The 24,994-nt window shown below is 69.2% G+C and carries 19 protein-coding genes and 2 pseudogenes; 13 read left to right on the forward strand and 8 right to left on the reverse strand.

Annotated elements, in window-relative coordinates; all coding sequences use genetic code 11:
* Positions 1 to 1,014: 1,014 nt before the first annotated feature.
* The 3 genes from IEZ17_RS35680 (at position 1,015) to IEZ17_RS35690 (ending at position 9,870) form a co-directional block, all read left to right on the forward strand.
* Complete coding sequence (locus IEZ17_RS35680; protein ID WP_189307598.1) at positions 1,015 to 6,876, forward strand: type I polyketide synthase; 5,862 nt, start codon at positions 1,015 to 1,017, stop codon at positions 6,874 to 6,876.
* A 2-nt stretch (positions 6,877 to 6,878) separates the two neighbouring features.
* Positions 6,879 to 7,310: an acyl-CoA thioesterase gene (locus tag IEZ17_RS35685; RefSeq protein ID WP_189307600.1), complete on the forward strand. Its 432-nt coding sequence runs from the start codon at positions 6,879 to 6,881 to the stop codon at positions 7,308 to 7,310.
* Between the two features lie 337 nt (positions 7,311 to 7,647).
* Positions 7,648 to 9,870 (forward strand): MMPL family transporter, encoded by a 2,223-nt coding sequence (locus IEZ17_RS35690; RefSeq protein WP_189307602.1) that lies wholly within the window; start codon positions 7,648 to 7,650, stop codon positions 9,868 to 9,870.
* Between the two features lie 365 nt (positions 9,871 to 10,235).
* Here the strand turns inward: IEZ17_RS35690 and IEZ17_RS35695 are convergent.
* The 4 genes and pseudogenes from IEZ17_RS35695 to IEZ17_RS35710 all read right to left on the reverse strand — a co-directional run.
* Positions 10,236 to 10,361 (reverse strand): annotated as a pseudogene (locus tag IEZ17_RS35695) (MerR family transcriptional regulator); the annotation flags it as partial.
* 1,001 nt (positions 10,362 to 11,362) lie between these two features.
* Entirely contained in the window at positions 11,363 to 12,226 is an 864-nt protein-coding gene (locus IEZ17_RS35700; RefSeq protein ID WP_189307604.1) for a hypothetical protein, read from the reverse strand.
* Between the two features lie 12 nt (positions 12,227 to 12,238).
* A complete protein-coding gene (locus IEZ17_RS35705; RefSeq protein ID WP_229852965.1) occupies positions 12,239 to 13,090 on the reverse strand; it encodes a papain-like cysteine protease family protein in 852 nt (283 codons plus the stop codon).
* 882 nt (positions 13,091 to 13,972) lie between these two features.
* Positions 13,973 to 14,218, reverse strand: coding sequence for a hypothetical protein (locus tag IEZ17_RS35710; protein WP_189307607.1), 246 nt, complete (start codon positions 14,216 to 14,218; stop codon positions 13,973 to 13,975).
* 856 nt (positions 14,219 to 15,074) lie between these two features.
* Between IEZ17_RS35710 and IEZ17_RS35715 the strand changes: the two genes are divergently transcribed.
* The 6 genes from IEZ17_RS35715 (at position 15,075) to IEZ17_RS35735 (ending at position 19,228) form a co-directional block, all read left to right on the forward strand.
* Positions 15,075 to 15,953: an ABC transporter ATP-binding protein gene (locus IEZ17_RS35715; RefSeq protein ID WP_229852966.1), complete on the forward strand. Its 879-nt coding sequence runs from the start codon at positions 15,075 to 15,077 to the stop codon at positions 15,951 to 15,953.
* Positions 15,950 to 16,207, forward strand: a complete 258-nt coding sequence (locus tag IEZ17_RS43355) for a hypothetical protein (protein ID WP_229852967.1) — start codon at positions 15,950 to 15,952, stop codon at positions 16,205 to 16,207. Before IEZ17_RS35715 ends, IEZ17_RS43355 begins: the two co-directional genes overlap by 4 nt.
* A 27-nt stretch (positions 16,208 to 16,234) precedes the next feature.
* Positions 16,235 to 17,098, forward strand: coding sequence for a protein kinase domain-containing protein (locus IEZ17_RS35720; protein ID WP_229852968.1), 864 nt, complete (start codon positions 16,235 to 16,237; stop codon positions 17,096 to 17,098).
* Positions 17,099 to 17,227: 129 nt separating this feature from the next.
* Positions 17,228 to 17,587 (forward strand): hypothetical protein, encoded by a 360-nt coding sequence (locus tag IEZ17_RS35725; protein WP_189307609.1) that lies wholly within the window; start codon positions 17,228 to 17,230, stop codon positions 17,585 to 17,587.
* 224 nt (positions 17,588 to 17,811) lie between these two features.
* A complete protein-coding gene (locus IEZ17_RS35730; RefSeq protein WP_189307611.1) occupies positions 17,812 to 18,486 on the forward strand; it encodes an RNA polymerase sigma factor in 675 nt (224 codons plus the stop codon).
* Positions 18,479 to 19,228 carry a hypothetical protein gene (locus IEZ17_RS35735; protein ID WP_189307613.1) on the forward strand — a complete coding sequence of 250 codons (750 nt, stop codon included), beginning with the start codon at positions 18,479 to 18,481 and terminating at the stop codon, positions 19,226 to 19,228. The genes IEZ17_RS35730 and IEZ17_RS35735 overlap by 8 nt, the downstream gene beginning before the upstream one ends.
* A gap of 139 nt (positions 19,229 to 19,367) precedes the next feature.
* Here the strand turns inward: IEZ17_RS35735 and IEZ17_RS35740 are convergent, their stop codons facing one another.
* From IEZ17_RS35740 to IEZ17_RS35750, 3 genes and pseudogenes are all read right to left on the reverse strand, one after another.
* Positions 19,368 to 19,748, reverse strand: a complete 381-nt coding sequence (locus tag IEZ17_RS35740) for a hypothetical protein (RefSeq protein ID WP_229852969.1) — start codon at positions 19,746 to 19,748, stop codon at positions 19,368 to 19,370.
* Between the two features lie 194 nt (positions 19,749 to 19,942).
* Positions 19,943 to 20,503 (reverse strand): annotated as a pseudogene (locus IEZ17_RS45060) (alpha/beta hydrolase family protein); the annotation flags it as partial.
* Positions 20,504 to 20,575: 72 nt separating this feature from the next.
* A complete protein-coding gene (locus IEZ17_RS35750) occupies positions 20,576 to 20,812 on the reverse strand; it encodes a hypothetical protein (RefSeq protein ID WP_189307619.1) in 237 nt (78 codons plus the stop codon).
* 557 nt (positions 20,813 to 21,369) lie between these two features.
* Here IEZ17_RS35750 and IEZ17_RS35755 point away from each other — a divergent pair.
* The 3 genes from IEZ17_RS35755 to IEZ17_RS35765 are packed head-to-tail and all read left to right on the forward strand — an operon-like array spanning position 21,370 to position 23,888.
* Positions 21,370 to 22,746, forward strand: a complete 1,377-nt coding sequence (locus IEZ17_RS35755) for an MBL fold metallo-hydrolase (RefSeq protein ID WP_189307621.1) — start codon at positions 21,370 to 21,372, stop codon at positions 22,744 to 22,746.
* A gap of 33 nt (positions 22,747 to 22,779) precedes the next feature.
* Positions 22,780 to 23,142: a rhodanese-like domain-containing protein gene (locus IEZ17_RS35760; protein WP_189307623.1), complete on the forward strand. Its 363-nt coding sequence runs from the start codon at positions 22,780 to 22,782 to the stop codon at positions 23,140 to 23,142.
* Positions 23,139 to 23,888 carry a sulfite exporter TauE/SafE family protein gene (locus tag IEZ17_RS35765; RefSeq protein ID WP_189307625.1) on the forward strand — a complete coding sequence of 250 codons (750 nt, stop codon included), beginning with the start codon at positions 23,139 to 23,141 and terminating at the stop codon, positions 23,886 to 23,888. The genes IEZ17_RS35760 and IEZ17_RS35765 overlap by 4 nt, the downstream gene beginning before the upstream one ends.
* Before the next feature lie 31 nt (positions 23,889 to 23,919).
* On the opposite strand, the gene IEZ17_RS35770 is transcribed toward IEZ17_RS35765, so the two are convergent.
* Entirely contained in the window at positions 23,920 to 24,201 is a 282-nt protein-coding gene (locus IEZ17_RS35770; RefSeq protein WP_189307627.1) for a metal-sensitive transcriptional regulator, read from the reverse strand.
* A gap of 77 nt (positions 24,202 to 24,278) precedes the next feature.
* Between IEZ17_RS35770 and IEZ17_RS35775 the strand changes: the two genes are divergently transcribed.
* Entirely contained in the window at positions 24,279 to 24,845 is a 567-nt protein-coding gene (locus IEZ17_RS35775) for a rhodanese-like domain-containing protein (RefSeq protein ID WP_189307629.1), read from the forward strand.
* The last annotated feature ends 149 nt before the right edge of the window (positions 24,846 to 24,994 follow it).

The following is a 24,994-nucleotide window of genomic DNA, read 5'->3' on the forward strand; positions in this document are numbered from 1 at the left end:
GGTGATGGGCGCTGGTCCACCTTTCGGGGAGGGATTGTCGAGGTCGGTAGGGCTGAGAGGGGCCGCGAGTAGGCCGGCGTCGGAGATCTCGGAGTTGGCTCGGCTGCTGTGGGCGAGGCGTGGCGCAGGGGGTGGGGCGTGAGGCGCCCGCTGGTGCGTCGTGGCATTGCCTGATCGCGGTGGGAGAACAGTTCGTGGCCGGGTGCGGGATCGCCGGATCGGCCCTGGTGGGCTCAGTCGGGCGTTCCGCAGACGAAGGCGGTTACCGCCGGTCCCCGGTCGGCCCGTTCCTTGATGCCGGGTCCACCTCCGGCCGGATCGTGAAGCAGGGATCGTCGAAATCCTGGCCACCGGTCGAAGAGCCACACCCGACACCGTCGTCTGGGCACCTGCCCGATCGTCCATGCGAAGCGGCCCATTTGGCTGCCCCATCGGCCATTATCAACGGCTCCCAACAGGCCGACGATTCAAGCACCATTGGAGAAGGTGATGACCATTGACCAGGCGCCACTTTTCCGCGTTATCCGCAACCCAACCCACATGCCAACCCTGACCAGCGGCCCCAATGGGAGGCGCCACTCGCCCCCGTTCCGGGCCGCGGCACCCCGTGCACACAGGGTGATCGTCTTCCATGTGGGGGCGCTCCCTCCTTCAGGGGTACCGCGGCCGGCCGATGCCCCGCGGGATCGGGCGATGCTGCTGACGGTGCTCGACCGCGGCGCGGTGCCGGGGAATTCGGTAGGGCGCCGTCGGGAGGCGGTGTCGCCCGCCGCGGCCGAGGCACTCGCAAACGGACTGCTGGACTCGCTCCGGGGCGATCCGGCCGACCGAGCCGAGGAAGCGAACCGACGCTACACGCTGACTGGTTGGCCCTGGTCTGCCCAGTGGCGGTGACCGTCGCGGCCCGATGCCCCTTGGCGCCGGCCCGATCCCGAGGCGCCGCCGCTGACGCCGACATCCATGCCAGGGCGCATGCAGCAAGAGGTACCCGACCAGAACGGAGATCGTTCCCGCATGAACCATCCGCGAGTCGCTGTCGTCGGCATGGCGTGCCGCTACCCGGACGCTGACGCCCCCGACCAGCTGTGGCAGAACGTGCTTGCCGGCCGCAGGGCTTTCCGCCGCCTGCCCGACGGGCGCATGCGTCTAGCCGACTACTACTCGCCCGACCCGAAGGCTCCCGACCGGTTCTACGCCCCTAAGGCCGCCGTCATCGACGGTTTCACATTCGACCGGGTGAAACACCGCGTCCCTGGCAGCACCTACCGGTCCACCGACATGACGCACTGGCTGGCGCTGGACACCACGGACCGCGCCCTTGAGGACGCGGGGTTCGGTGGCGGAAACGGCCTGCCGCAGGCGACCACGGGAGTCGTGATCGGCAACACCCTTGGCGGCGAGTTCTCCCGGGCGAACCTGATGCGGCTACGTTGGCCCTACGTACGTCGCACCGTCGGTGCCGCCCTCCAGGAGCGGGGCTGGGACGACACCATGGTCGCGACTTTTCTCGCGGAGCTCGAAGAGCGTTACAAAGGCCCTTTTCCACCGGTGGGAGAGGACTCCCTCGCCGGCGGATTGGCCAACACCATCGCGGGCCGGATCTGCAACCACTATGACGTGAACGGCGGCGGATTCACCGTCGACGGCGCCTGTTCCTCCTCCCTGCTGTCGGTGTCCATGGCATGCGATGCCTTGGCCGACGGCCGGCTGGACGTCGCGATCGCCGGCGGAGTCGACCTGAGCATCGATCCGTTCGAGGTCATCGGCTTCGCCAAGACCGGTGCCCTCGCCACCGGAGAGATGCGGGTCTATGACCGGAACTCCAACGGCTTCTGGCCCGGTGAGGGTTGCGGAATGCTCGTGCTGATGCGCGATACCGACGCACTGGCCCAAAAACGCTTCCGCTATGCGACCATCGCCGGCTGGGGCTATTCGTCGGACGGCAAGGGCGGTATCACACGTCCCGAGGCGAGCGGTCACCGACTGGCGTTGGCACGCGCCTATGCGAGGGCCGGGTTCGGCATCGATTCCGTCTCCTTCCTTGAGGGTCACGGCACCGGTACCGCGGTGGGCGACGCCACGGAGCTGCGGGCCTTCTCCGAGGCACGCCGCGCAGCCAACCCCGAGGCACCGCCCGTGGCGATCAGCACGGTGAAGGGCAACTTCGGGCACACCAAGTCGGCGGCAGGCGCCGCAGGTCTGATCAAGGCGATCCTGGCGGTGCGTCATCAGGTCATCCCCCCAGCCACCAGCCACATCGATCCCCACCCTGAACTCACCGGTGAGCGTCCTGCTGTACGGGTGCCCTCCGCCGCCGAGCCGTGGCCAGCGCACGCTCCCATAAGAGCCGGTGTCTCCTCGATGGGCTTCGGCGGCATCAACGCCCACGTCGTCGTGGAACACGCCGATGGCGTACGCAAAGCGAAGCTCGGCAAGGTCACTCGAATGCTGGAACGTTCCCGCCAGGACTGCGAGTTACTGCTGCTCGATGCCGACAGTGAGAGAACGCTACGGGAACGAGTCGAAAAACTCGCCGGGTTCAGCGCGCGGCTGTCTTTCGCTGAACTGTCGGACCTGGCCGCCACCCTGCGAACCGAACTCACGGGCAGACCACTTCGGGCGGCAATTGTCGCCAACGCGCCCGAACAGGCAGCCGAGCGTTTCGGCAGGCTGCTCACCCTGCTGGAAAGCGGCAGACGTTCGGTGATCGACGACGACAGCGGCGTTTTCCTCGGCATCGCCACGTCGCAGCCGCGGACCGGTTTCCTCTTCCCGGGGCAGGGCGTCGGGCGGCGCGGGGACGGCGGAGCGATACGCCGTCGGTTCGAAAGCGTCGACGCGCTCTACCGCGCGAACCAACCTCCCACCGCGGACGCCTCGGTGGCGACGGCAATCGCCCAGCCCCGCATCGTCACCTCATCGGTGGCCGGTCTCCAGGTACTCGAATCGCTCGGGATCGAGGCGGTAGGGGCAGTCGGCCACAGCCTGGGCGAGCTCACCGCACTGCACTGGGCCGGCGCGATGAACGAGGGCGCCCTGCTCGACCTCGCCGCGGTGCGGGGCCGCATCATGGCTGAGGCAAGCGACGGCGATGGGGCCATGGCCAGCATCGCTGCCGCACCGGGACTGGTCGAATCGCTGCTGGCCAGTGAGCCGGTGGTGATCGCCGGCTACAACAGTCCGACGCAGACGGTGATTTCCGGCCCGGGCGACGCCGTCCAGCGGGTGTGCGAGCGCGCGGCGCACCAGGGGCACAGTGCTGCCCGGATCGCCGTGTCGCACGCGTTCCACTCTCAGGCGGTGGCCCCGGCGGCCACCGCACTCGGAACCCACCTCGCGGGCATACCTTTCGCACCGCTGCGCCGCAAGATGGTGTCCACGGTCACCGGGGAGCCACTGGCCTCCGACACCGACGTTCGACGACTGCTCGTCCGCCAGGTGATCGATCCCGTCCGGTTCAACGAGGCCGTGGCCGGGCTGGCCGCCGATGTCGACCTGCTCCTTGAGGTCGGCCCAGGCCGAGTACTGCGGGGACTGGCGAGCGAGATCGCCCCGACGGTCCCCGTGCTGTCGTTGGAGACGGACAGTCCGTCGCTCTCCGGCCTCCTGCACGCCATCGGCGCGGCATATGTACTGGGTGCACCTGTCAGGTACGACGCCTTGTTCGGCGACCGCTTCACCAGGCCGCTTCCGCTGGGCAAGGAATTCGCCTTCTTCACCAGTCCGTGCGAATCCGCTCCGGACGGCATGTCCGGCACGGGGGAGGCGGACGCCGGGCCGGCGTCTACGGCGGGCTTGGCCGAGAGCCCTGCCTGCGCCGAGGAGCGTGAAGTGGCGGCAACCGGGTCGAACGGCCCGGTTGCCGGCAGCCTTGAGGTGCTGATGAGGCTCGCAGCCGATCGGGCCGAGCTGCCCCTCACCGCCGTCACCCCGCACAGCAACCCGCTGGACGAACTGCACCTGAGCTCCATCACAGTCGGTCAGATCGTCAATCAGGCATCCCGGGAACTCGGGCTGCCCGCCCCGGTGGCCACGTCGGCCTTCGCCACCTCCACCCTCGCCGAACTCGCGGACATGCTGGATGAGTTGGGCGGCACTTCACGTGAGGAAGAGCCGGGGCAGCGGGTGGCCCAGGGCGTCGCGCCGTGGGTGCGAGCCTTCTCCTTGGACTTCGTACCAGCGGAGGCCGGGCCGGTCGCTGCGCCGGCTACCTCCGGTGCCTGGAAGTTGTTCGCGCCCGATGCGCATCCGGTCGCCCGCGAGCTGCACGATGCGCTGAACCAGGCAGGATGCGGAGGCGGTGTGCTGCTCTGCCTGCCGCAGGACTGCGATGTGGAGCACGTGGCCTTGATGCTGGCCGCGGCGCGCGCAGCGCTGGCCGCTGAGAGGCCGGCGCGCTTCGTCGCTGTCGGCGACCGACGCGGTGCGGCGGGCCTGGCCAAGACGCTGCACCTGGAAGCGCCGGACATCGTCACCACCGTCATCACCCTTCCGCTGCCGCAGGAAATGTCGGTTGAGCGGGTGCGGCAGGCGGTGCTGAAGATTGTCGGCGATGTAGCTGCGACCGCCGGTTTCAGCGAGGTCCGCTACGACGCGGCCGGTCTGCGTACGGTGCCGGTGCTGCGCCCTCTGGCACTCGCGGCCGATCGGGCTGCTGAGAAGCCGCTGGTGCCGGGCGACGTGCTCCTGGTCACGGGAGGCGGCAAGGGCATCACGGCGGAGTGCGCGCTTGCCCTCGCCCGCGACACGGGCGCCTCGATCGGGCTGCTGGGGCGTTCGGCGCCGGAAAGCGACCCGGAGCTGGCCGCGAACCTGGCCCGCATGGCCGCAGCAGGGGCGCCCCTCCATTATGTTCAGGCGGACGTCACCTCCGCAGACGAGGTCAAAGCTGCCGTCAACGAGGTACAGCTGATTCTGGGACCGGTGACAGCAGTACTGCACGGCGCCGGCCGTAACGTGCCCAGCTCGTTGGCGAATCTTGACGAGCAGGCCTTTCAGCAGACACTCGCGCCGAAGACAGCCGGGCTGGAATCGGTTCTTGCCGCCGCCGATCCCGGAGCGCTGCGGCTGCTGATCACCTTCGGAAGCATCATCGGGCGCGCCGGCCTGCGCGGCCAAGCGGACTACGCCACCGCGAACGACTGGCTCACCGATCTGACCCGAAGGATCCGGGACAGCTATCCGAACTGCCGCTGCATCGCCCTGGAGTGGTCGGTGTGGTCCGGAACGGGCATGGGCGCGCGGCTGGGCGTCCTCGAATCCCTCATGCGCGAGGGGATCGAGCCGATTCCGACCGACGAAGGCATCACCGTGCTCAAGCAGGCGATTGCGGACCCGCAAGCCCCTACCGCGCTCGTCGTCATGGGGCGTGCCGGTGCACTGCCGACGCTCACCATGGAGCACCGTGACCTTCCCCTCCTGCGGTTCGTCGACCGAGTGCAGGTGCACTACCCGGGCATCGAGCTTGTCGCCGACTCCGAGCTGTCCGCCGGCGGTGACCTCTACCTGGCGGACCACCTGCTCGACGGCGCTCTGCTGTTTCCCGCGGTGTTCGGCATGGAAGCCATGGCCCAGGTCGCATCGGCGCTCACCGGGCACTCGGAACCGCCCGCCCTGGAGGACGTCGAGTTCCTGCGACCCATCGTCGTCCCCGCCGACGGCACGACGACGATCAGGGTCGCGGCACTCGCCAAGGACGATGAGGTCGTCGAGGCGGTCATCCGCAGCAGTGAGACCGGCTTCCAGGCCGACCACTTCCGCGCCACCCTGCGGTACTCCGGGGCAGCACCGACAGATGACCGCCGAGGTCCGCTCGCGGACTCGGCGCTGCGCCTCCCGCTCGACCCCGAGCAGGAGCTCTACGGTCCCGTTCTCTTCCAGGGGGCCCGGTTCCAGCGGCTGCTCGGGTACCGGCGGCTTGCCGCGAAGCACTGCACAGCCGAGATCTCCAACGTGCCGGCCGCTGACTGGTTCGCCGGCTTCCTGCCCGGGGAACTGGTTCTCGGGGATCCAGGCACACGGGACGCCCTCATCCACTCGGGCCAGTGCTGCGTGCCAGACGCGACTCTCCTGCCGGTCGCCATCGAACGGCTCCGGCCGGCCGATCCGCGCACTGTACGCGACATCGACACCGTGACGCTGTATGCGGAAGAACGCCATCGGGACGGCGACACGCACGTGTACGACCTCGACGTATGTGACCCGGCAGGGCAGCTCGTGGAGCGCTGGGAGGGGCTGCGCCTTCAGGCAGTGCGCAAGAAGGACGGCACGGGCCCCTGGGAGCCGACACTGCTCGGCCCCTACCTGGAACGACAGGCCGAGACGGTACTGGACCGGGTACCTCGCTGTGCCGTATGGCCGGACGGCGACGAACCGGCCGAGGGGGAGTCTGCCCGCCGGCAGCAGACAGCCAAAGCTGTGAGTTGGGCTCTGGGCCAGGAGACGACCGTACGGTACCGCCCGGACGGCAAGCCGGAAATCGACGGCGAGTTGGCGGTCTCCTCCTCGCACGGCGCCGGGACGACGTTCGCTGTGGCGGGTACGGCACCGGTCGGATGCGATGTGGAGGCTGTCGTGGAACGGTCAGCCGACGAGTGGAGCGGATTGATCGGCGCCGGTCGGCTCAGGCTGGCTCGACTACTGGCCCGGGAACGTGGCGAGGATCTCTCGCTCGCCGCTACCCGGGTCTGGGGTGCGGTGGAGTGTCTGCGGAAAGCCGGACACGCCCGCGCCCAGCTGACGGTCGCGACGCACAGAAGGAAAGATCGCTGGGTTGAGCTGCGCGCCGGGAAAGCGAGGATCGCCAGCTTTCCGGCCATGCTGCGCGGGCGTGACGAACCGGTGGTCTTCACGATACTCACCGAAGGGGACGACTGACCTTGCTGCCCTATTACGAGTACCGCCACCTGGTCGGATTCGAGGAGACCAACCTCGTCGGCAATGTCTACTACGTCAACTACCTCAGATGGCAGGGGCGTTGCCGCGAGATGTTCCTCCGGGACAATGCGCCGGACGTACTGGACGACATTCGCGGCGACCTCAAACTCTTCACCCTTAAATGCGACTGCGACTTCTTCGCCGAGATCACCGCGTTCGACGAACTGTCGATCCGCATGCGCCTGGAGGATGTGACACAGACGCAAATAGGTTTTGCCTTCGACTACGTCAGGCTCGGTTCGGAGGGTGAACGGCTCGTCGCACGGGGACGCCAGCGGGTCGCCTGTATGCGAGGCCCGAACAACGACACACGGCCGACCAAGGTACCCGACTCACTGCGCAAGGTGCTGGCCGGCGTTGCGAGCCAGGGCTAGGTGAGAGCGCCGGCGCTCCCGCAACAGGCAGGGGGTCAAGGGCCTGTTTCCATTCCACGGTTGCACCGCGCAGGCCTCGATGACGGCGTCGGTGGCCCGATCCACCGACGCTTGGCCCTCGCCTTCCGACAGGCCGTCCAGGAGCCCGTCGAAAGAGAGATCGGCCCGCCGTCCGCAACAGCCCGGGTCCGACCAGGGCGAAGTGCGGAGAGCCGGCTCCCGGGGCCCGCAGTCGGCGGACCGCCCCGCAGGCCACACCCAGGTGAATGTCGAGCATCCAACTTTACGTCGTGAACCTCGTCGGTCTCCGTCGATGTCCTACTCGGAAGGCGTCCGCATGCTGCGACGACTCGGCCTCTTTCTCTCCCGTCACGCACGCGCCGTCCTGGTCCTGGCCGGAATGCTCACGCTGGTCGCGGGGGCCGCCGGGTTCGGTGCGTTCGGTGAACTCAAGGCCGGCGGATTCGACGACCCCAACGCCCCTTCTGCCACGGCCACACGGCAGCTGGAAGCGAAGTTCGGTGGGACGGTCGATCTCGCCCTGCTGGCCCGCCCTCGCCACGGCACGGTCGACACCCCCGCCGCGAAGACGGCGGGGCGGGCCATCACGGACCAGGTCGCCCACGCGAAGGGGGTCAAAGGGCTCACCTCCTATTGGCGCAACCCCATCCCCGCCCTGAGGTCCCGTGATGGCCGCGCCGCACTGATCCTGGTCCGGTTGGCCGGAGACCAACAGCAGGTGAGCGTACGGGCCGACCAGCTGATCGCCGAATACGCCCATGGCAGCAGGGCCGACCGCGAACTCACCGTCCTGGCAGGCGGGCCGGCAGGAACCAACCACGATGTGACCGGTCAGGTAGCCGAGGATCTGAAGGCGGCCGAGGTGATCGCCGTTCCGATCACCGCGATCCTTCTGATCCTGGTCTTCCGTGGACTGATTTCCGCCCTGATACCCCTGACCATCGGAGTGGTGGCGATCCTCGGCACCTTGGCCGAGCTGGCGGTGATCGCCCGCCTCACCGATGTCTCGGTCTTCTCCATCAACCTGACCACAGCCCTCGGACTGGGCCTCGCCATCGACTACGGGCTCCTGATGGTCAGCCGGTTCCGCGAACTCGCCCTGCAACAAACCGAATTGAGGGATGCCGTAGCGCTGACGGTCGCCACCGCGGGTCGTACCATCCTGTTCTCCGCGGCCACCGTCGCGGCGGCGCTCACCACTCTCCTGCTCTTCCCGCTCTACTTCCTGCGGTCTTTCGCCTACGCGGGGATCGGCGTGATCGCCATCGCCGCGACCACGGCAGTCCTGCTCACCCCGGCGCTGCTCACGGTCGCCGGGAGCCGCATCGCCCGCTCGAAGGCGACACGGCGTGGCACCCGACGTGAGGACGAGGGATCCCCGCTGTGGGGCCGGATCGGGGAAGCGGCGGTGCGCCGGCCACTGCGCTGTGCGCTGCCCGCCGTCGCCCTGCTGCTGGTGGCCGCCACGCCACTGCTGCGGGCCGGGTTCGGCACCCCCAACGAGCATGTTCTGCCGAAGAGTTCGGACAGTAGGCAGGTTGCCACCGCCCTGCGCCAGGAGTTCCCCAGCGGCACGGGCAACACGGTCGAGGTGGTGGTGGAGGGGACGGCCCCGGTAGCCCGCTACGCCAGGGACCTCGCGGCCCTGCCGGCTGTCGCCGTGGTCCAGGCCAGTTCCGGTACGTTCACCGCGGGCGCCCCGAACGCCACCGCGCCCGCCGACCCCCACCTGGCCGTCCCCGGATTCCAGCACCTCATCGTGCGCACCAGCCTCGACCCGTCAAGCGGTCGCGCACAGCAGCTGGTCGAACGGATCCGCGCCCTACGACCTCCAGGTGGATCCACCGCCCTGGTCGGCGGGGCCACTGCCCAACTCGTCGACACCAAGGCGGCCATCGCTGCCCGGCTGCCCCTCGCAGTGGCGGTGATCGCCGTCACCACCTTCGTCCTGCTCTTCCTCTTCACCGGCAGCGTGGTGCAGCCGCTGCGCGCGCTGGCACTCAACGCACTCGGGCTCGGCGCCATCCTCGGAGCCATGGTGTGGATCTTCCAGGAAGGCCACTTCTCATCGCTCCTCGGCTTCACCGCCATGCCGATGGACACGGCGATGACACTGCTGATGTTCTGTATAGTCTTCGGCCTCTCCATGGACTACGAGGTCTTCGTGATCAGCCGGATCAAGGAACTGCGAGACCAGGGCCTCGCTGCCAGGCAGGCGGTGCCGCAAGGGCTGGCTCGCAGCGGAGGGATCGTATCGGCCGCCGCCGCGCTCCTCGCCGTGAGCCTCCTGGCGTTCACCACGAGTTCGGTCAGCTTCATGCAGATGTTCGGCCTCGGCAGCGGCCTGGCCGTGCTGCTGGACGCGACGTTGATCCGCGGCGCGCTGACGCCGGCCTGTCTTGCCCTGCTCGGCGACCACGGCTGGTACCTGCCCGGATGGCTGCGCAAGGTCCACCAGCGGATCGGCCTGGCGGAGACCGCCCGACCGGAACAGGCCCCGTGTGCCACCGGGACGGCCCCCGAGGCAGGCGAACGGTGACAGTGCCTGCCGACGGTGTGACCCACTGACGCAGCGACGAGGCGGGGGAGGTCGGCAGCGAGGGTGCCGGTGGGCCTGTGCCGTGATTGCCAAGGCCGGGAAGGTGCGGACTGCCAGGCGGGACGGGTCGGCGATCGAGGCCATCCGCGGTCACCCTCCGCGCGAGGATACCGATCGACCTCAGCCTGCTGCTCGCTGTCCCCTGCGGTCTCATCCGTGATCCGAATCATGCTGGGGGCGAGGCCGAACACGCGGTGGGTGCCTTCCCGATCCTGCGACAACAGGATCAGGACTGCCCGGGTGGCGTGCGCGGACAGTCCGCGTACGCCGATGAGGGCCCGTACCAACCGCAGCCGCCGCAGATGCTGCTCGCCGTATTGGGCCTGAGTGGTCGCCGTCGGTCTGCCGGAGGGCAGTAGCCCTTCCCGGAGGTAGTACTTGATCGTGGCCACGGAGACCCCGCTGCGTCGGCTGAGCTCGGAGATTCGCATCAGGTTCGCTTCCTCGGTGGAAAATCGACCGCTCCGCCGGCGGGCCGCCACCGGTCAGTCGCACCGGAGCACCGCCACAGCCCCCACAGCGGGCGGCTGTGGCTGAGGGACGCGCATTCGCTGCGGAGTCGTGAAGGCATCTCCACGCCTCGTTGCCCGGGGCGCACGCCTGGCACGTGACCTGTCGGCCGACACGGCCAGGGTGGCTACCACTGGCGCCAGTCAGCCGCACTGTCGGTGCCGCGCACGCAGAGGCGATATGGCCCTCCCTTCTTCAAGGCCTGGGTAGGGCAGATGGGGCTGTCTGTGATTGCCGGCAGCAGTCTGCGCCGCGCCCAGCAGCCGAACGGATACCGGGCATGTGTGGCATGGACCGCTTCCTTCGTCGACGGCTTCGCCGATATGCCGAGACGCCCAGTTCAAGTTGGGGCCGGTCGGCTGGAGCGCTGAGCGGGCAAACGTACGTGCGCGGGTGCCTTCCATGGTCATGTCTGGGCCGTTCCCGCACAGTCGCGATCAAGGCGGTCCTTTGGCAGTCGAGCTGCACGAAAGTGTGCACAGTCCGCCTCGTCCTCGAAGACGACGAAAGCCCCCGGCGTCGCCGTGCTTCCAGCGGTGGCCGGGTCGCCTTCCCCAGCCCGCCGCGGCCCTGTTGTTGCGTTCGAGCGCACGTCGGGTGAGGGACCTTCGTATGTGCGAACCGCGATCATCAACTCGCTCAGCCAGCTGCGTCGGCGCAGAATGCGAGGTCTTCACCCGACGAGCGACACGAACGGTGAACCACCCGAACTCTCCCGCCGTCGACCGGAGTCCATGCCCGACCAGTGGAAACGGAGCGATCACCTCCGGAAGGTGGAAGCCTTCTGAGGAGTCCGTCAGGTAAGGCGGGTATGTGCCGGGGGACTCTGGCACCGGACTCGATCAGGAATCCGGTGCCAGAGTCCCCATGGGATGGGCTCAGTCGGGCTCCGCCATCGAGACGTTCATGTCGGCGTGGTGGATCAACTTACTTGCGATCGCCTGCGTTTGGCGCGCAGCAGAGCGATCGTGCCGCCGGCCAGTACGGCTGCTGCCGCGCTTGAGCCGCCGAGGAGCATGGGGGTCGAGGGCGGAGACGCCAGGCCGTACCCGCCGGCCAGCCCCTTGCGGTCGTATGCGGACCCCGGCAGCTTGTCTGCGTAGCGGTCGTGCACCAGTTTCTGGTAGGCGTCGAGCGTCACCGCCTGCTTGCCTCGCAGACCTGAGGCTGCTTCCCGGTTGAGGGGTTCGACGGTGTTGTTCTTCAGCCGGTACCAGGCATGGATCTGAGGCTCGGTGAAGACCGTTGAGGGGCCCGCTGCCTGTCGGGCATAGGTGACATCGCTGTCGCCGTCGCGCACGCCTGCCAGATGCCAGCTCTTGCCGCCGCTCTTGGCCGCGGAGGAGAGCAGGACCGTGGCCTTGTGTCCGTTGGTGCCGTTCGCCAGAGAGGCCAGATGCGACAGGCGTACGACGTGGTCGGGAGTCGGCTTCGCCTTCCCGGTGACGAAGTCGGGCGCCAGCTCGTACAGCGCGACCGGGGCGTTCAAGGTGAACGTCTGCTGGCCGTCGGGCGGTTCGGTCGCCATCGGCGCCGCCGCACCTGAGCCGCCGTCGGCGCCACCGTTGGCCGTCGTGCTGAGGAACTGTGCGACTGTGTTGTGCACCTGTGTGCTCTGGAGCACTTGGCGCGCGCCCTGGTAGTCGGGAACGGCACTCGGCCCGTCAGCTGCCTGGGCCTGGCCGCAGAAGGCGGTGGAGAGCAGGGTCGCCGCCGCGCCGAGGGAGACGGACAGACTCGCGAGACGAGCAGCACGTCGTTGTTTGGAAATTCTCTTGCCACGCATTTGCCGCCCGCCTTACTTCTGTATCCCGATGCGTGAATGGGTCCATTGGAACGACGAGTTGCTGACGTAGTCGTTGTAGTTCCACCAGGTATAGGTCTGCGTGGATGGCCAGGGGTCACCGACCGCGATCATTTGTGATGATGGGTCATAGCCGTAGATGACGTTCATGTGGCCACCGCCGGAATTCCATCCGATGCGAACAGGGAAGGGGCGCCCGCCGTCGATCTCCTTGCCGACCTGTGAGAAGGAGGCGCTTTGGGAGAGGTCGTATCCGGTGTTGCTCAGACCGATGTTGGCAAGGCCGTTCGCTATGTCGTCGAGCGTGGCTGGCTGGTCGTTGCAGCTGAGGTTTCGGTTCTGGGCTGCAAGCCGACAGAAGTCATACTGGTTGTACTTGGTGTAACCCCAGAACTTGGCGATGGTGAGTCCGCTGGCGTCCCAGCACCATTGGTCCTGAACCTGCTTCTGCATGTCTATGGTGAGGGCCGTGCGCCCGCCGGATTTGGGGCGCGAAGACTGGCAGGCCGGCAGGTTGTCGGTGTTTCCTTTGATGAACGCGTTGGCTATGTAGAAGGATCCGGAGTCCGACCAGATCCATCGTGGGTCGTGCTCCACTGCGTCACCCTGGACGCGGCACGTCATCGAGACTGTGCTGCCCGTGCCGGCATGGCCGACGATGTGGGCGGAAAGGCTCGGAGACGACCTTTCGTTGATGCTGCGGTATTTGGTCTGACCGCCGGTCACGGTGCCGGTAACGGAGCCGGCCTGGGCGTTGCCACCGCTGAGCAGGAACCCTGCTGTGATCGCTGTTAAGGCGATCACTGTCAATGTTCTCCACAGGGTTAAGGCGCGGGGAAGGCGCATCTATGGACTCTTTCGAAGTGTGGGGGAATGTATTGCGGCAGCCCGCTGGGCGGTTGATGCGGGAGCGCGCCGAGTCGTCACCCGGCGAAGTCCATGCGCGACCAGCCGACGCGCGCTTTCGCGAATTCGGTTCGGGCCTGGCCCTGCCCTACCTCGTTCGCATGCGCGCCCTGCTACCACTTAATTCCGCTGCTCATACCCGCTGCCGCGTGCGCGACAGAAGGAAGCGAACACCAGCGGAACCTCTCTGGGCTGCCGTGCTCAGGAAGCACACGAGAATTACTACAGCACCTTCACCGGCGGGCGCAATGACGCTGTGTCATCCCTCGCGAATACTGGGGAGTAGTTGTGGAATTCACCGAGTAACATGCAGTGCCGGCGTGGTTACTGAGCCATCAAATTGCCTGAGACTGGGCGCCTTTGCGTAATTCCCGGTGTCACGTCAGGCGCGACCTCCGGCTACTGACAGTAGCCGCCGGTCAGTTGCCGTCGAATCCGAAGAAGTCCCTGTGGGCCAGCTGGCCGACATGGTTTCCGAGCGAGTTCCCTAACGGTAGTTTGTTGATCCGGCCCGTCGAGGTTCATGCGTGTTCTTCCTCCGTCGACCGCGCGAATCAGTTCTTGTGGTCGTCTGGTTGACGGTGTGTGGCGCTATGTCTGGCGCCAGCGCCGTAACGTTGACGGCGGGGTCAGCCGGCTACGGACTGCGCGGATTGCCCGGGGCGGCAGGGGGCGGGGCAGATGTGACGCAGGCGGTCTCTCTGACCGGCCGCCGTGGCGGCGGGCGGGAGCCTTATGCTCATCGCCAGGGGAACCTGGGGCGTGCTCGAGTGCGGTATGAGGGCATGGCCGACTGGTGAGCTGTGTTCTCCGGATCCACGGTCACCATCGAGGGCCGGCTGCGAGCAGCACCAGAAGCGCCCGCCGGTCTTCCCGCCACGCGGCTCGGGCGACAGTGGCCATCATCGCCGGGAACTGCCGGGCCATCTTCCAAAACGACAGCCTCAGCAACGGGTTCTCATGCTGCGCCCATGTCTTGTCATGCCGCAGAACGCCGCTGAACAGCAGGTTTTCGCTCTCGGAAGGCGAGGGTTGCTGGGGCGCCTTGCGCCGGAGGAACACCATCATGCCTCCCAGGCCGTGTCCGGACGTGCTGAGCTGGACATGCCGGCGGTGGGGCGGGCGCGCGGAGCGGCGTGGACCGGGGTCCTGGCGGGTGCGGTCTGCTCAGGGGCGGCAGGAAGAAGCGCGGGAGCGGTCGCAGAAGCGGGAAGGGGGTGAATGGCAGTCTCCAGAGCGCGAGTTGGGATGTCGGGGCGTTCAACGAGAGGACCCGGCGTTTCGAACTCATGTGTTTCGGACGTGGTGTGAACCCCACGGGAGAGCGAAGGCACGTGCGTGCCGGGTGCACCGGCCCTCGCCGGAAGCGGGTTGCCCTCTGGGCGGTCGTGGCCAAAACGCCGCGGTCGAGAGCCGGGTGGCCGAAGGGGTTCTAGGGCGCAGTGGTGGTGGTGTGTTCGCCTGGTCGGACGGGACTTTGCGAGGACTGCGGTCATGGATGTACGGGTCGGATGCAGAGCGACAGCGCAACGTTGTCACCCTCAGGGCCACAGTCGAGCGGGGTGCGGATCTCCACGCCGCGATGCGCTGCGGACCTTCGCGGCCCCGGCAATCGATCAGGATGCGTGTCTGCTGGTCTGCCCGACGCTGTTCCCACCGCTGTGTCAGCTCAGGTGGTGGGTCTGACGGTCGGCCGGGGCCGGGGCTGGTGGGGGAGTGAGCGTCAACCGTGAGGATGCGGTGCTACGCAGAGGGCTGCCGTTGGCAACCCGGCGTGGTCGTCGTTCGGTGTCGGCCTTTGGTGAGACTTCAATTGAATCCCTTTTGGGGTTTGCTTCGTATATGTGGTTCCCGGGGTGACGCCCATGGCGATGGTGTGGGCGGGGAGGACGCGTGCCCTCACCAGGCGAGCCGCCTTCGGCGGATGGTGCGGCGGGTGCGGCGGTTGCTGTGCATCGCCGAGGGTCCTGATGGCGCAGAGCGGATCATCGAGCTGCTCGACCAGCGGCCCCGAGTCGTCCAGGCCACGACCCCACGGGCGCTTGGCCGCAGCCGCAGTGAGATCGAGTTCGACGACATCTCTTTCCGCTCCCCCGGGACCTCCCGCCCGGCTCTCTCGGGGGTCTCGTTCCGCGTGGCGCCCGGCGAGACACTGGCGCTCGTCGGGGCGAGCGGTGCCGGGAAGCCGACCGCCGCCAAGCTGCTGCTGCGCTTCTACGACCCGGACCGGGGAACCCTTCGCCTCGACGGTCACGACCTGCGCCTGGACGAGCTACGGGACAACGTCGCCATGCTGCTCCAGGAGACGCTGGTCTTCCACGGCACGGTGCGGGACAACATCGCCTACGGCCGCCCGGATGCGAGCGAGGAAGACATCGTCGCCGCGGCCCACGCCGCCGATGCCCACGGCTTCATCAGCCAACTGCCCCAGGGCTACGAAACCGTGGTGGGCCAGCGCGGCCGGCTGCTCTCCGGTGGACAACGGCAGCGCCTCGCCATCGCCCGCGCCATGATCCGTGACGCGCCCCTCCTCATCCTCGACGAGCCGACCACCGGCCTCGACGCGGAATCGGGCCGTCGCATCCTGCAACCACTGCGCCTGCTGATGAGCGGACGGACGACGATCCTCATCTCCCACAACCTGCTCACCGTCCGCGACGCCACCCAGATCGTGCTGCTTGAGTGCGGCCGTATCGCCGACCGCGGCACCCACCACCAGTTGCTCACCCGCAGTGCGGCGTACGCCCGGCTCTACCGACTGCACGACACCGGCGACACCCCGATGGCCGAGGTACTGCCATGAGCCGGACCGAAGCCCCCGGGCCACCGCCGCTGGCGGGGGGAACGGCGGTGGTCCCGCGCTACGAGGTACTGGCGCACCTGTGCCGTACCCGCTGGCTGGACCTGTACGACGACTGGAGCCAGGAACGGGAGTGCCTATGTGTCGTGAAGGCAGTGCGCCCGGACCGAGGGGGCGAGTCGCCGCTGCGCGAGCGGTTGCTGCAAGAGGGCCGTCGGCTCCAGGCGTTCACCCACCCGCACCTGGTCCGAGGCTAAGAGACGGGTGAAACCCCGGAACCCTTCGTGGTGTTGGAGACCCTCACCGGGGAGACCCTCTCGCACCTCATCGACCGCCGGCGGCGCCGTCTGGCCGCCAACGACCTCGCCGTCCTCGGCCTGCATATGTGCTCGGCGCTGCACTACCTGCACGGCAACGGCCTACTGCACGTGAACCTGAAGCCGTCCAACATCGTGGTCGGCTGCCGGCGCGCAAAGCTGCTCGATCTCAGCATCGCCCGCCCACCCGGACCCGCCCCGCCGGGCATCGGCACCTTCTGTCACCTCGCTCCCGAGCAGGCCCGCGGCGGGATGCTCAGGCCCGCGGCCGACGTCTGGGGAATCGGCATCACGCTGTACGAGGCCGCGACCGGCGACGTTCCTTTCGACCACGGCGTGAGCTCCGAGGAGTGCGGAGCCCCGGCCCGGGACGCGGGCGGTGCGTCACGGAAGGAGCGGCAGGGCGCCGAGAGTGTCGAGGGCGGCGCGAGCGGCGAGGATGTCGAGGGCCCCGAGAGCGCTGGAGGCGGCGAGGGCGCTTCGGGGAGTCAGAGTGCCCAGAGCGGCGAGAACTGCTCCTACCCACAGCTGGACGAGCGGGCGCCGTCCGTCGCCGTTCGCCGGCGCCTTCCCCGTGGCCTCGCCGCGACGATCGACGGCTGCCTGGACCCCGACCCGGCCGCCCGGCCCCCGCTCGCCCAACTCGCAGCGGAACTCGACAGGTTGCTGCCTCACGGTCTGCGCCGGCCGGCGGTAGACCGGTCCGCAGGCGCCGAACCGGCCCCATCGGCCGAACCGGGAACCGATGCGTCACGCACCGTTGCCAGTGGGTACCGCATGGTGAGCGCTTCCGTCCGGTCCGTGTTCGGCACGCCGCGGGGACGATCATGAACCATCACCGGGCTCGTTACGTACACCGGGTAAATCTGGCCTGGTGAGATCTGGGAGGCCCCGATGTCTTCTCGTCCGGTTGGCGCTTCGCTGAGGGGGGCCGCTGCCGCCTGCGCGCTCATCAGCGCCGTGGCCCACCTCCTGATCGTCCCCGAACACCTCAAGGAAGTGCCGTACATGGGAATGCTGTTCGTGGTCGGCAGCATTGCGCTTCTCCTCGCCGCCGCAGGTCTCGCGCGGCGGAACCCCGTACCGGCCTGGCTGCTGGGCACCCTGGTCAGCGGCGGCATGGTTCTCGGCTTCGCGCTGTCCCGCACCGTCGGGCTGCCGGACTACAAGGAAGACGGCTGGGATCCCCCCTACGGAATGCTGTCCATCGTCACCGAAGTGGGGTTCATCGTCGCCTTCGCCGCCTGGTGCCGCGCCGGGATGATGCGCACTCCGCCCACCTCGGTCAGCCGCCCGGCCGCGTCCGTGCGCGCTCGGTAGCCACCGCGGCCACTGAACTCGCTGAAAGTACTTCCGTGAGTGGTGAGGCGCGCTCGCTCTTCCTTCCCATGGGCGGCCGGCCGGGGCTGTGCGACGGGTCCGTTGCGCTTGGTGTGCGGGCGACCGCGCTGCGTGGAGCGACGGTGGCGCCGAGGGAGAATGGGTGTGTGGTCTTCCGTAACCGCCAGGCAATCCGCCGGCCGGGACGGACCGTACATGAGGGTATGCAGAGGTTGCAGCTCCCGGTCGGACGCATCCCGGACGAGACGCTGCTGGCTGGTCTGGCCACGGGCGACCAAGAGCTCGCCGTCACCTTCGTGCGGCGTTTCCAGCACACGGTCTTCGGCGTGGCCATCGCGGTCACCCGCGATGCGCAGCTCGCCGAGGACATCGCCCAGCAGACGTTCGAGCGTGCGTGGCGGCACGCGCAGATCTACGACTCCCGCCGCGGATCGGTGACGGCCTGGCTGACGACCATCGCGCACAACCTCGCCATCGACGCCGTCCGCTCGCGCCCGCCGGAGCCGGTGGCCCCCAAGGACCTCGACGCGCTCCTGGGCGCGGTGACCGACACCCCCGAGGACCAGGCGCTTGCCGACGAGGCGTCGTCCACGCTGCGGGCAGCGGTGGCGCAGCTGCCGGGCGAACAGGGCCGCGCCTTGGTGATGGCAGGCATCTACGGCATGACGGCTCAGCAGGTCGCCGACTGGGAACACATCCCTCTGGGCACCGCCAAGACGCGGATCAGGACCGCGATGGGGAAACTGAGGGCCACCCTCACGTCTCCGGATTCCCCCTATCCCCACCCCACGTCGATGCATCCCGCGCATCCGGACCCCGCATCGACGCACCCCCCGAATCCGCACTCCGCGTCTCCGAAACGAGGCGGCCATGGCTGACGACCTGACCTGCGAACAGCTGCACGACATCGGTGCCGAGCTGGCGCTGGGCGTGCTCTCGGGCCGGAAGCGGGCCGAGGCGGCTGAGCATCTGGACCGCTGCGCGGACTGCCGGGAGTACATCGAGCAACTCGCGCTCGTCGGCGACGGACTGCTGCGTCTCCTCCCCGACGCCGAGCCGCCGGCCGGCTTCGAGGCCCGGGTGGCACGACAGCTGACACAGGCCCAGGCTGCGCGCGACGCACGCGAGACCGGGCGCGCCCTCGGGGGTCGGCGGGCGGGGTTCCGCAGAAGCCTGAGGCTGCGGGTCGCGGCTGCCGCGGCCGTGCTCGCGCTCGGCTTCGGGTTCGGCGGCTGGGCCCTTGGCACGACCATCGAAAGCGTCGTGGCCGGCCCTGCGCAACCTGTCCGGGCCACGGTCGTGATGCTGCACGCGCAGCTGACCGGGGCCGGTGCGGGACATCAGCAACCGGCCGGTGAGGTCTATGCCCATCCCGGGTCCCCGGGCTGGGTGTTCATGTCCGTCGATCTCGCCGACGCCGGAATTCCGTACAACGGCAAGGTCATCTGCCTGCTGGAGCATGCTGACGGCACGACACACCGACTCGGCAGCTTCGACCTGCACGACGGGGACGGCTATTGGGGCGCCCCGGCCCCCGTGAACCCGGACACGCTCTCCGGTGCCCGTCTGACGTCGGCCGACGGCCGCGTTCTTGCGACCGCGCACTTCACGGCGCGGTGATCGCCGCGGAGCGCTCGCCGATCACCGGCCGTGGACATCGAGTTCCTGCTGCCGCTCGGGCACTCGACGATCAAGTCCTCCATCGGGGCGGGGCGTCGTGTACTCGTGCTGTGTACGGAGCCGTCCGCGCGTGCGTCAACTACGGCGTCATCAGGCCCCAGAACAGTGCCCAGGGCACGAACACTGCGCTCGCGAGCCCCGGCAGCCCGAGGCGGGCGTGGGTCCGGCCCGTTGCCGAGGCCCTGGCCCGCCACCAACCGAGTGCTGTGGCCGCGGTCGTCAGTGCCGTCCCGGCCGCCAGGAGTTGCAGCACGAGCCAGAGCACCGGACGGTTACCGAGCACCGGGCCGGGGGCCAGCGTCATCGCTACGAGGCCGAGGTATCCCAGGAAGCCGAGCACTGTGGCCAGCCCTGTCGTGGCCAGCCATCGCGGTGCCCGGCCGGCCCCGGGAGCGCAAGGGCGCCTGCGCAGGCGCCGTACCAGTTCCCCCAGCAGGTACGTCGCGAACGAAACGACCATGAACACTGCGGCCTGTGCCGCGGATGACGGGTATCCAGGGAGAGGGGCAGAGCATGGCTCTGCCGGACCTGGCGGGGCAGGGCGTCGTTGATTCGGTGTTCGTGCCCTGCTGCCCAGGACGCCATGGTGTCGACGTAGCCGGGCGTCAGTTGCCTGCCCCGCTGGAAACCGTCGGGTGAGACGTGCAGTTTGTGATCGGCGTGCGGGAAAAAGCGGAGCGTCACGTCGGTGTTGCCGCCGTCGCGCAGTGCCTTCTCGACCGCACTGGCGCTTTCGGCGGGAGGCGATCGCTGGTCGTTCCCCCACATGGCGAGCACGGGCTGGCGTAGCCGCCGCAGCGCCGGCATCGGGTCGTCATCGGCCTCGGGGAGCAGACCGGTATCCGTGAGAAACCGCGTCCCGGTAACCGATATGGTCCGCAACGGTGATCCCGCGACGCCTTCGTGCCGAAGTTTGTTCTCCAGGTACCACGCTGACTGCCGGGCCGGGGACACCCCGGATGCGCCGACCAGCACCACGTACGAGACCTGCGTCGAGCGCGAGGCTGCCAGCGGAGCAACCCAGCCGCCCTCGCTGAATCCCCAGAGCCCGATCCTGTGGGGATCCAGATCGGCGCGCCTGCTCAGCAACCGGACACCGGCCAGGGCGTCGTCAGCCTGGCAGTCGCACAGGCACTGCTCGGCTTCGGCTCGGAGACGCGTTGGCTGCGAGTACCCCGGCCAAACTGCGGCAACACCTGCACCGTGTGCCCCCAGGGCGGGCTATAGGGCAGATGGTGATGGGTGTGACCTGCGCAAACACCAGTCGCAGCGCAGACGGCCGCCGCCCTACTTCTGGCCGGCCAAGCCGATGATGATGACCAGGACGATCAGACCGAACGCGATGGCACCGCAACCGACGCACCCGCCACCGCCGCCACCACCGTTGATCTGCTGGGCGCCGCCCGGTACGAGATGCGGATGGCGGCGAGCGTAGTGGTCGACGATCTGCCGTTCCGCCTCGGACTCCTTGAGCCAGGGCGTGACGTAGCGGCATTCACCGCACGCATTCCGAAACGTAGCCACAACTCCCCCTAGGTGTAAGCCACTTGGTTAAAGGGCAGCACGGGGCGAGCCGCTTGACAACCCCCTCGGCATGCCCGTTCGGGGAGTGCCGGGCGGCCCTCGGGCGACCGACCGGGGGTGACCACCCCCCCACGCCGCTTCTGTCGCTGCTCCTCTGGGACGCCAGGGGCTGTCCGCCCCTGGCTCATCGGACAGGTCCTGGCGCAGGGGCCCTCTCGTCCACTGGGTTAAGGAAAACTTGACCTGGTGTTTCTCTGATGCATGGCTCGCGCACCGAGAGCTTCAAGGCGGTGGGATCTGACGTCGACGCGCGACCTCTTCGTCCCGCATGAGGTTCGGAGGCGGGCCTCGGCGCCAGCCCCAACCGCAGGAGCCGCAGGAGGCGAACCGCCCGCGGGGAGGGCCGCGAGACCACGGAGCAGCAGACGTAGGCACGTATACCCCTCCGGCGGCGGGTGGGCACCAGCCGCCGGAGGAATACCCCCGGGGGTATTCCTGTTAAGGTGAGCGTCAGATACCCCCCGGGGTATATCGCTCGCTCAAGAGGAGTCGTAGTCGTGTTCTTCGTCGACACCCTGGAATTCGAGGGCCTGGGCAACCGCAGCTACCTGGCCGGCGGGACCCGCAGCGCGCTGGTGGTGGACCCGCCCCGCGACATCGAGCAGGTCATCGCCGCGGCGGCGCGGCGCGGGGTGCGCATCGCCCTCGTGGCCGAGACCCACCTGCACAACGACTACGTCACCGGCGGTCTGGAGCTGGCCCGCGTGACCGGGGCCCGCTACCTGTTGCCGGCCGGGGCGTCGGTCGCCTTCGCTCGCACCCCGGTCGCCGACGGCGACACATTCACCGTGGACGAGCACCTGGTGCTGCGGGCGATCGCCACCCCCGGTCACACCCCGCACCACACCTCCTATGTGCTGGAGGAGGACGGCCGGGGGGTCGCGGCGTTCACCGGCGGGTCGCTGCTGATCGGCACAGTGGGCCGGCCAGACCTGGTCGAGCCGCGGCTGACCGAGCAGCTGGCCCGCGCCCAGCACGCCTCGGCCCACCGGCTGGCCGACGAGCTGGACGACCAGGTCCCGGTGCTGCCCACCCACGGGTTCGGCAGCTTCTGCTCCTCCGCCCAGGCGGAGGGCGACGCGACCACGATCGGGCAGGAGCGCCGGACCAACGACGCGCTGACCAAGGACGTGGACACCTTCGTCGCCGAGCTGCTCGCCGGACTGGACGATGCGCCCGCCTACTACGCGCACATGGGCCCGGCCAACGCCGCCGGCCCCGCGCCGGTCGACCTCACCCCTCCCGCGCCCGCGGATGCCGAGGAGATCGCCTGCCGGCTGGCCGCCGGAGAGTGGGTGGTGGACCTGCGCAACCGGGTCGCCTTCGCCCAGGGGCATGTGGCCGGATCCTTCAACTTCGAGGGCCAGGGCAAGCTCGCCACCTACCTGGCCTGGCTGCTCCCGTGGGGCAAGCCGGTCACCGTGCTGGCCGAGACTCCCGAACAGGTCGCCGACGCGCAGCGGGAGCTGGTCCGGGTCGGCATAGACCGCCCGGCCGCCGCTGCCACCGGCGACCCGGCCGCATGGATCCGCGAAGGCGACCGTCTCGCCTCCTTCCGGCGCGCCCGCTTCGAGGACCTCGCCGCGGTGCGTGAGCGAGGCGAGCAGGTGCTGGTGCTGGATGTGCGGCGCGATGCCGAGCGTGCGGACGGGTTCATCGACCGCTCGGTCCACATCCCGATCCACGAACTGGCCGGCCGCATCGGCGAGTTGCCCGACGGAGTGGTGTGGGTGCACTGCGCCGGCGGGATGCGCGCGGCGATCGCCGCCTCCCTGCTCGATGCCGTCGGACGTGACGTGGTCGCCGTCGACGACGGCTTCGACGCCGCCACCGCGGCGGGTCTCACCCTCACCAGGCCCGACGGCACCGACTGAACGACCCCACCACCTGCATGGAGTGATCACACGATGTTCTCGATTCCTCGCCGCAGCCCTGCCCGCCTCACCCCGCAGCAGGCCCATCGGCAGACCAGTGACCGGCAGGCGGTCTTGTGTGAGGTCCGCGAGCTGCCGGAGTGGCAGGCCGGGCACGCGCCCCGCGCGCTGCACCAGCCGCTGAGCCGCCTGAGGGCGGGGGCGGCTCTCCCGGCAGCCGCACGAGGAAAGCCGGTGGTCGGCATCTCCCGCTCCGGGGACCGCCCCCGCACAGCCGCCGGTCACCTCGCCGCCCGCGGCGTGGAAGCCGCCGACGTCGTCGGCGGCATGACCGCCTGGACCCGCGAGAGCCTGCCCGTCACCGGAGAACGCGGGCGCATGGGTGGCATAGCGTGAGCGCACTGATCCTGGCCCTGGCCGCGGGCGCGGTGGTCGGGCTCGCGCTCGGCGCACTCGGCGGGGGCGGCAGCGTCCTGGCGGTGCCCGCGCTGATCTACCTGCTCGGCTTCACCCCGGCCGCCGCCACCACAGCGAGCCTGATCATCGTCACCGCCACCTCACTCACCGCCCTGTACGCCCATGCCCGTACCGGCGACGTGCGCTGGAGGCCAGGGGCCCTGTTCGCCGCGGCCGGGCTCCTGCCCGCCGCCGCGGCAGGCGCCGTCGCCGCTCACCTGCCCCAGCCGGTACTGACCACCGCGTTCGCCGCCATCGCCGCCCTCGCCGCCATGCGCATGCTGCGCCCCGGCCGGACGGGCACCGGCCGGCCGGCGGCGGTGCGGCCGGTGAAGGCGGCGGGAGCCGGCGCAGGACTGGGCGCGCTGACCGGACTGCTCGGGGTCGGCGGAGGCTTCCTGGCCGTCCCCGCGCTGGTCACGGTGCTGGCGTTCGAGATGCAGGCCGCCGTCGGCACCAGCCTGCTGGTCATCTCGGCGAACTCGCTCGCCTCGCTGGCCACCCGCGGTGCCACCACGGCAGGCGTCGACTGGGCGATGGTCGCCCCCTTCGCCGGGGCTGCGGTCCTCGGCGCCTGGGACGGCAAACGCCTGGCCGCCAAGGTCACCGGCCCCCTGCTTCAGAGAACCTTCGCCGTCGTGCTGCTGGTTGTCGCCGCCTACATGCCGGCCGACGCTCTCACCTGAGCCGAGCGCTTCGGCGAGCAGCACCGGCCGCTCAGGCCAGCGACAAGAACAACTTCTCCAGACGGGCACGCATCTGCTCCCGGTCCTTCGAGGCGGCCATGTCCACATCGGTCAGGCAGTGCTGGAGACCGGTGGCGATGATCGCGAATCCCGCCTTGTCCAAGGCCCGGGAGGCGGCTGCCAACTGCGTGACCACGTCCTCACAGTCCCGCCCCTCCTCAATCATCTTGATCACACCGGCAATCTGGCCCTGCGCCCTGCGCAGCCGGTTGACCACCGTCTTCAGTTCCTCGGCCGCCATCGTCAAATCCACAGCCCACTCCTTCACAGATACCCCCGTGGGTATTCTACCGAAGGGGGCGACCCACGAAGAGCAAAGGAAGGACACCTGTGGCACGCACCGCCTCCCTCACCGCCGCCCAGGCCCACGCCCGCCTGCACGAGCTCACCGCCATAGACGTCCGCACCCCTGGCGAACACGCCTCCGGCCACCTGCCCGACGCCCACAACATCCCCCTGGACCGCCTCGATGCGGCCCTGCCCGCCCTGAGGACCGCCGCCGCCCGCAGAGACCTCCTCCTCGTGTGCGCCTCCGGCGCCCGTTCCGCCCAGGCCTGTGAGCGCCTGGCCGAGTACGGCATCACGGCCACCACCCTGATCGGCGGCACCAACGCCTGGCAGCAACTCGGCGGCGACATCCAGCGCCCCGCCGACACCCGCGCCGCCTGGACGGTGGAGCGCCAAGTCCGCCTCGCCGCCGGCTCCCTCGTCCTGACCGGCCTGCTCGCCGGCCGCCGCTGGCCCAAGGCCCGGTTGGTCTCCGCGGGCGTCTCCGGCGGCCTGGTCTTCTCTGCCCTCACCGACACCTGCGGCTTGGCCAAGATCCTCGCCGAACTCCCCCACAACCGACGCACGACCACCGGCCTCGATGCCACCATCGCCGCCCTGACCAGCTGACACCGCCCGGTACGGCACAGGCTGCCGTACCGGGCCTCCGTGTCGACGGCCGGCAGGCATGACGGATCCCGGCCGTTCACGGTCAGCCGTCCTCGTTCTCGAACGCCGGGTGCGTCCGGATCGCTGCGAAGAAGACCGGTCAGGGAGCC

It is taken from the genome of Streptomyces albospinus, from assembly GCF_014648695.1.
GTDB classification, from domain to species: Bacteria; Actinomycetota; Actinomycetes; order Streptomycetales; family Streptomycetaceae; genus Streptomyces; species Streptomyces albospinus.

What these genes read in the sequence shown, in the direction of transcription:
- IEZ17_RS35680 (WP_189307598.1), top strand. Translation starts at nt 1,015, where the DNA reads ATGAACCATCCGCGAGTCGCTGTCGTCGGCATGGCGTGCCGCTACCCG.
- IEZ17_RS35690 (WP_189307602.1), top strand. Translation starts at nt 7,648, where the DNA reads ATGCTGCGACGACTCGGCCTCTTTCTCTCCCGTCACGCACGCGCCGTC.
- IEZ17_RS35700 (WP_189307604.1), bottom strand. Translation starts at nt 12,226, where the DNA reads ATGCGTGGCAAGAGAATTTCCAAACAACGACGTGCTGCTCGTCTCGCG.
- IEZ17_RS35705 (WP_229852965.1), bottom strand. Translation starts at nt 13,090, where the DNA reads ATGCGCCTTCCCCGCGCCTTAACCCTGTGGAGAACATTGACAGTGATC.
- IEZ17_RS35710 (WP_189307607.1), bottom strand. Translation starts at nt 14,218, where the DNA reads ATGATGGTGTTCCTCCGGCGCAAGGCGCCCCAGCAACCCTCGCCTTCC.
- IEZ17_RS35715 (WP_229852966.1), top strand. Translation starts at nt 15,075, where the DNA reads ATGGTGCGGCGGGTGCGGCGGTTGCTGTGCATCGCCGAGGGTCCTGAT.
- IEZ17_RS43355 (WP_229852967.1), top strand. Translation starts at nt 15,950, where the DNA reads ATGAGCCGGACCGAAGCCCCCGGGCCACCGCCGCTGGCGGGGGGAACG.
- IEZ17_RS35730 (WP_189307611.1), top strand. Translation starts at nt 17,812, where the DNA reads ATGCAGAGGTTGCAGCTCCCGGTCGGACGCATCCCGGACGAGACGCTG.
- IEZ17_RS35735 (WP_189307613.1), top strand. Translation starts at nt 18,479, where the DNA reads ATGGCTGACGACCTGACCTGCGAACAGCTGCACGACATCGGTGCCGAG.
- IEZ17_RS35740 (WP_229852969.1), bottom strand. Translation starts at nt 19,748, where the DNA reads ATGGTCGTTTCGTTCGCGACGTACCTGCTGGGGGAACTGGTACGGCGC.
- IEZ17_RS35760 (WP_189307623.1), top strand. Translation starts at nt 22,780, where the DNA reads ATGTTCTCGATTCCTCGCCGCAGCCCTGCCCGCCTCACCCCGCAGCAG.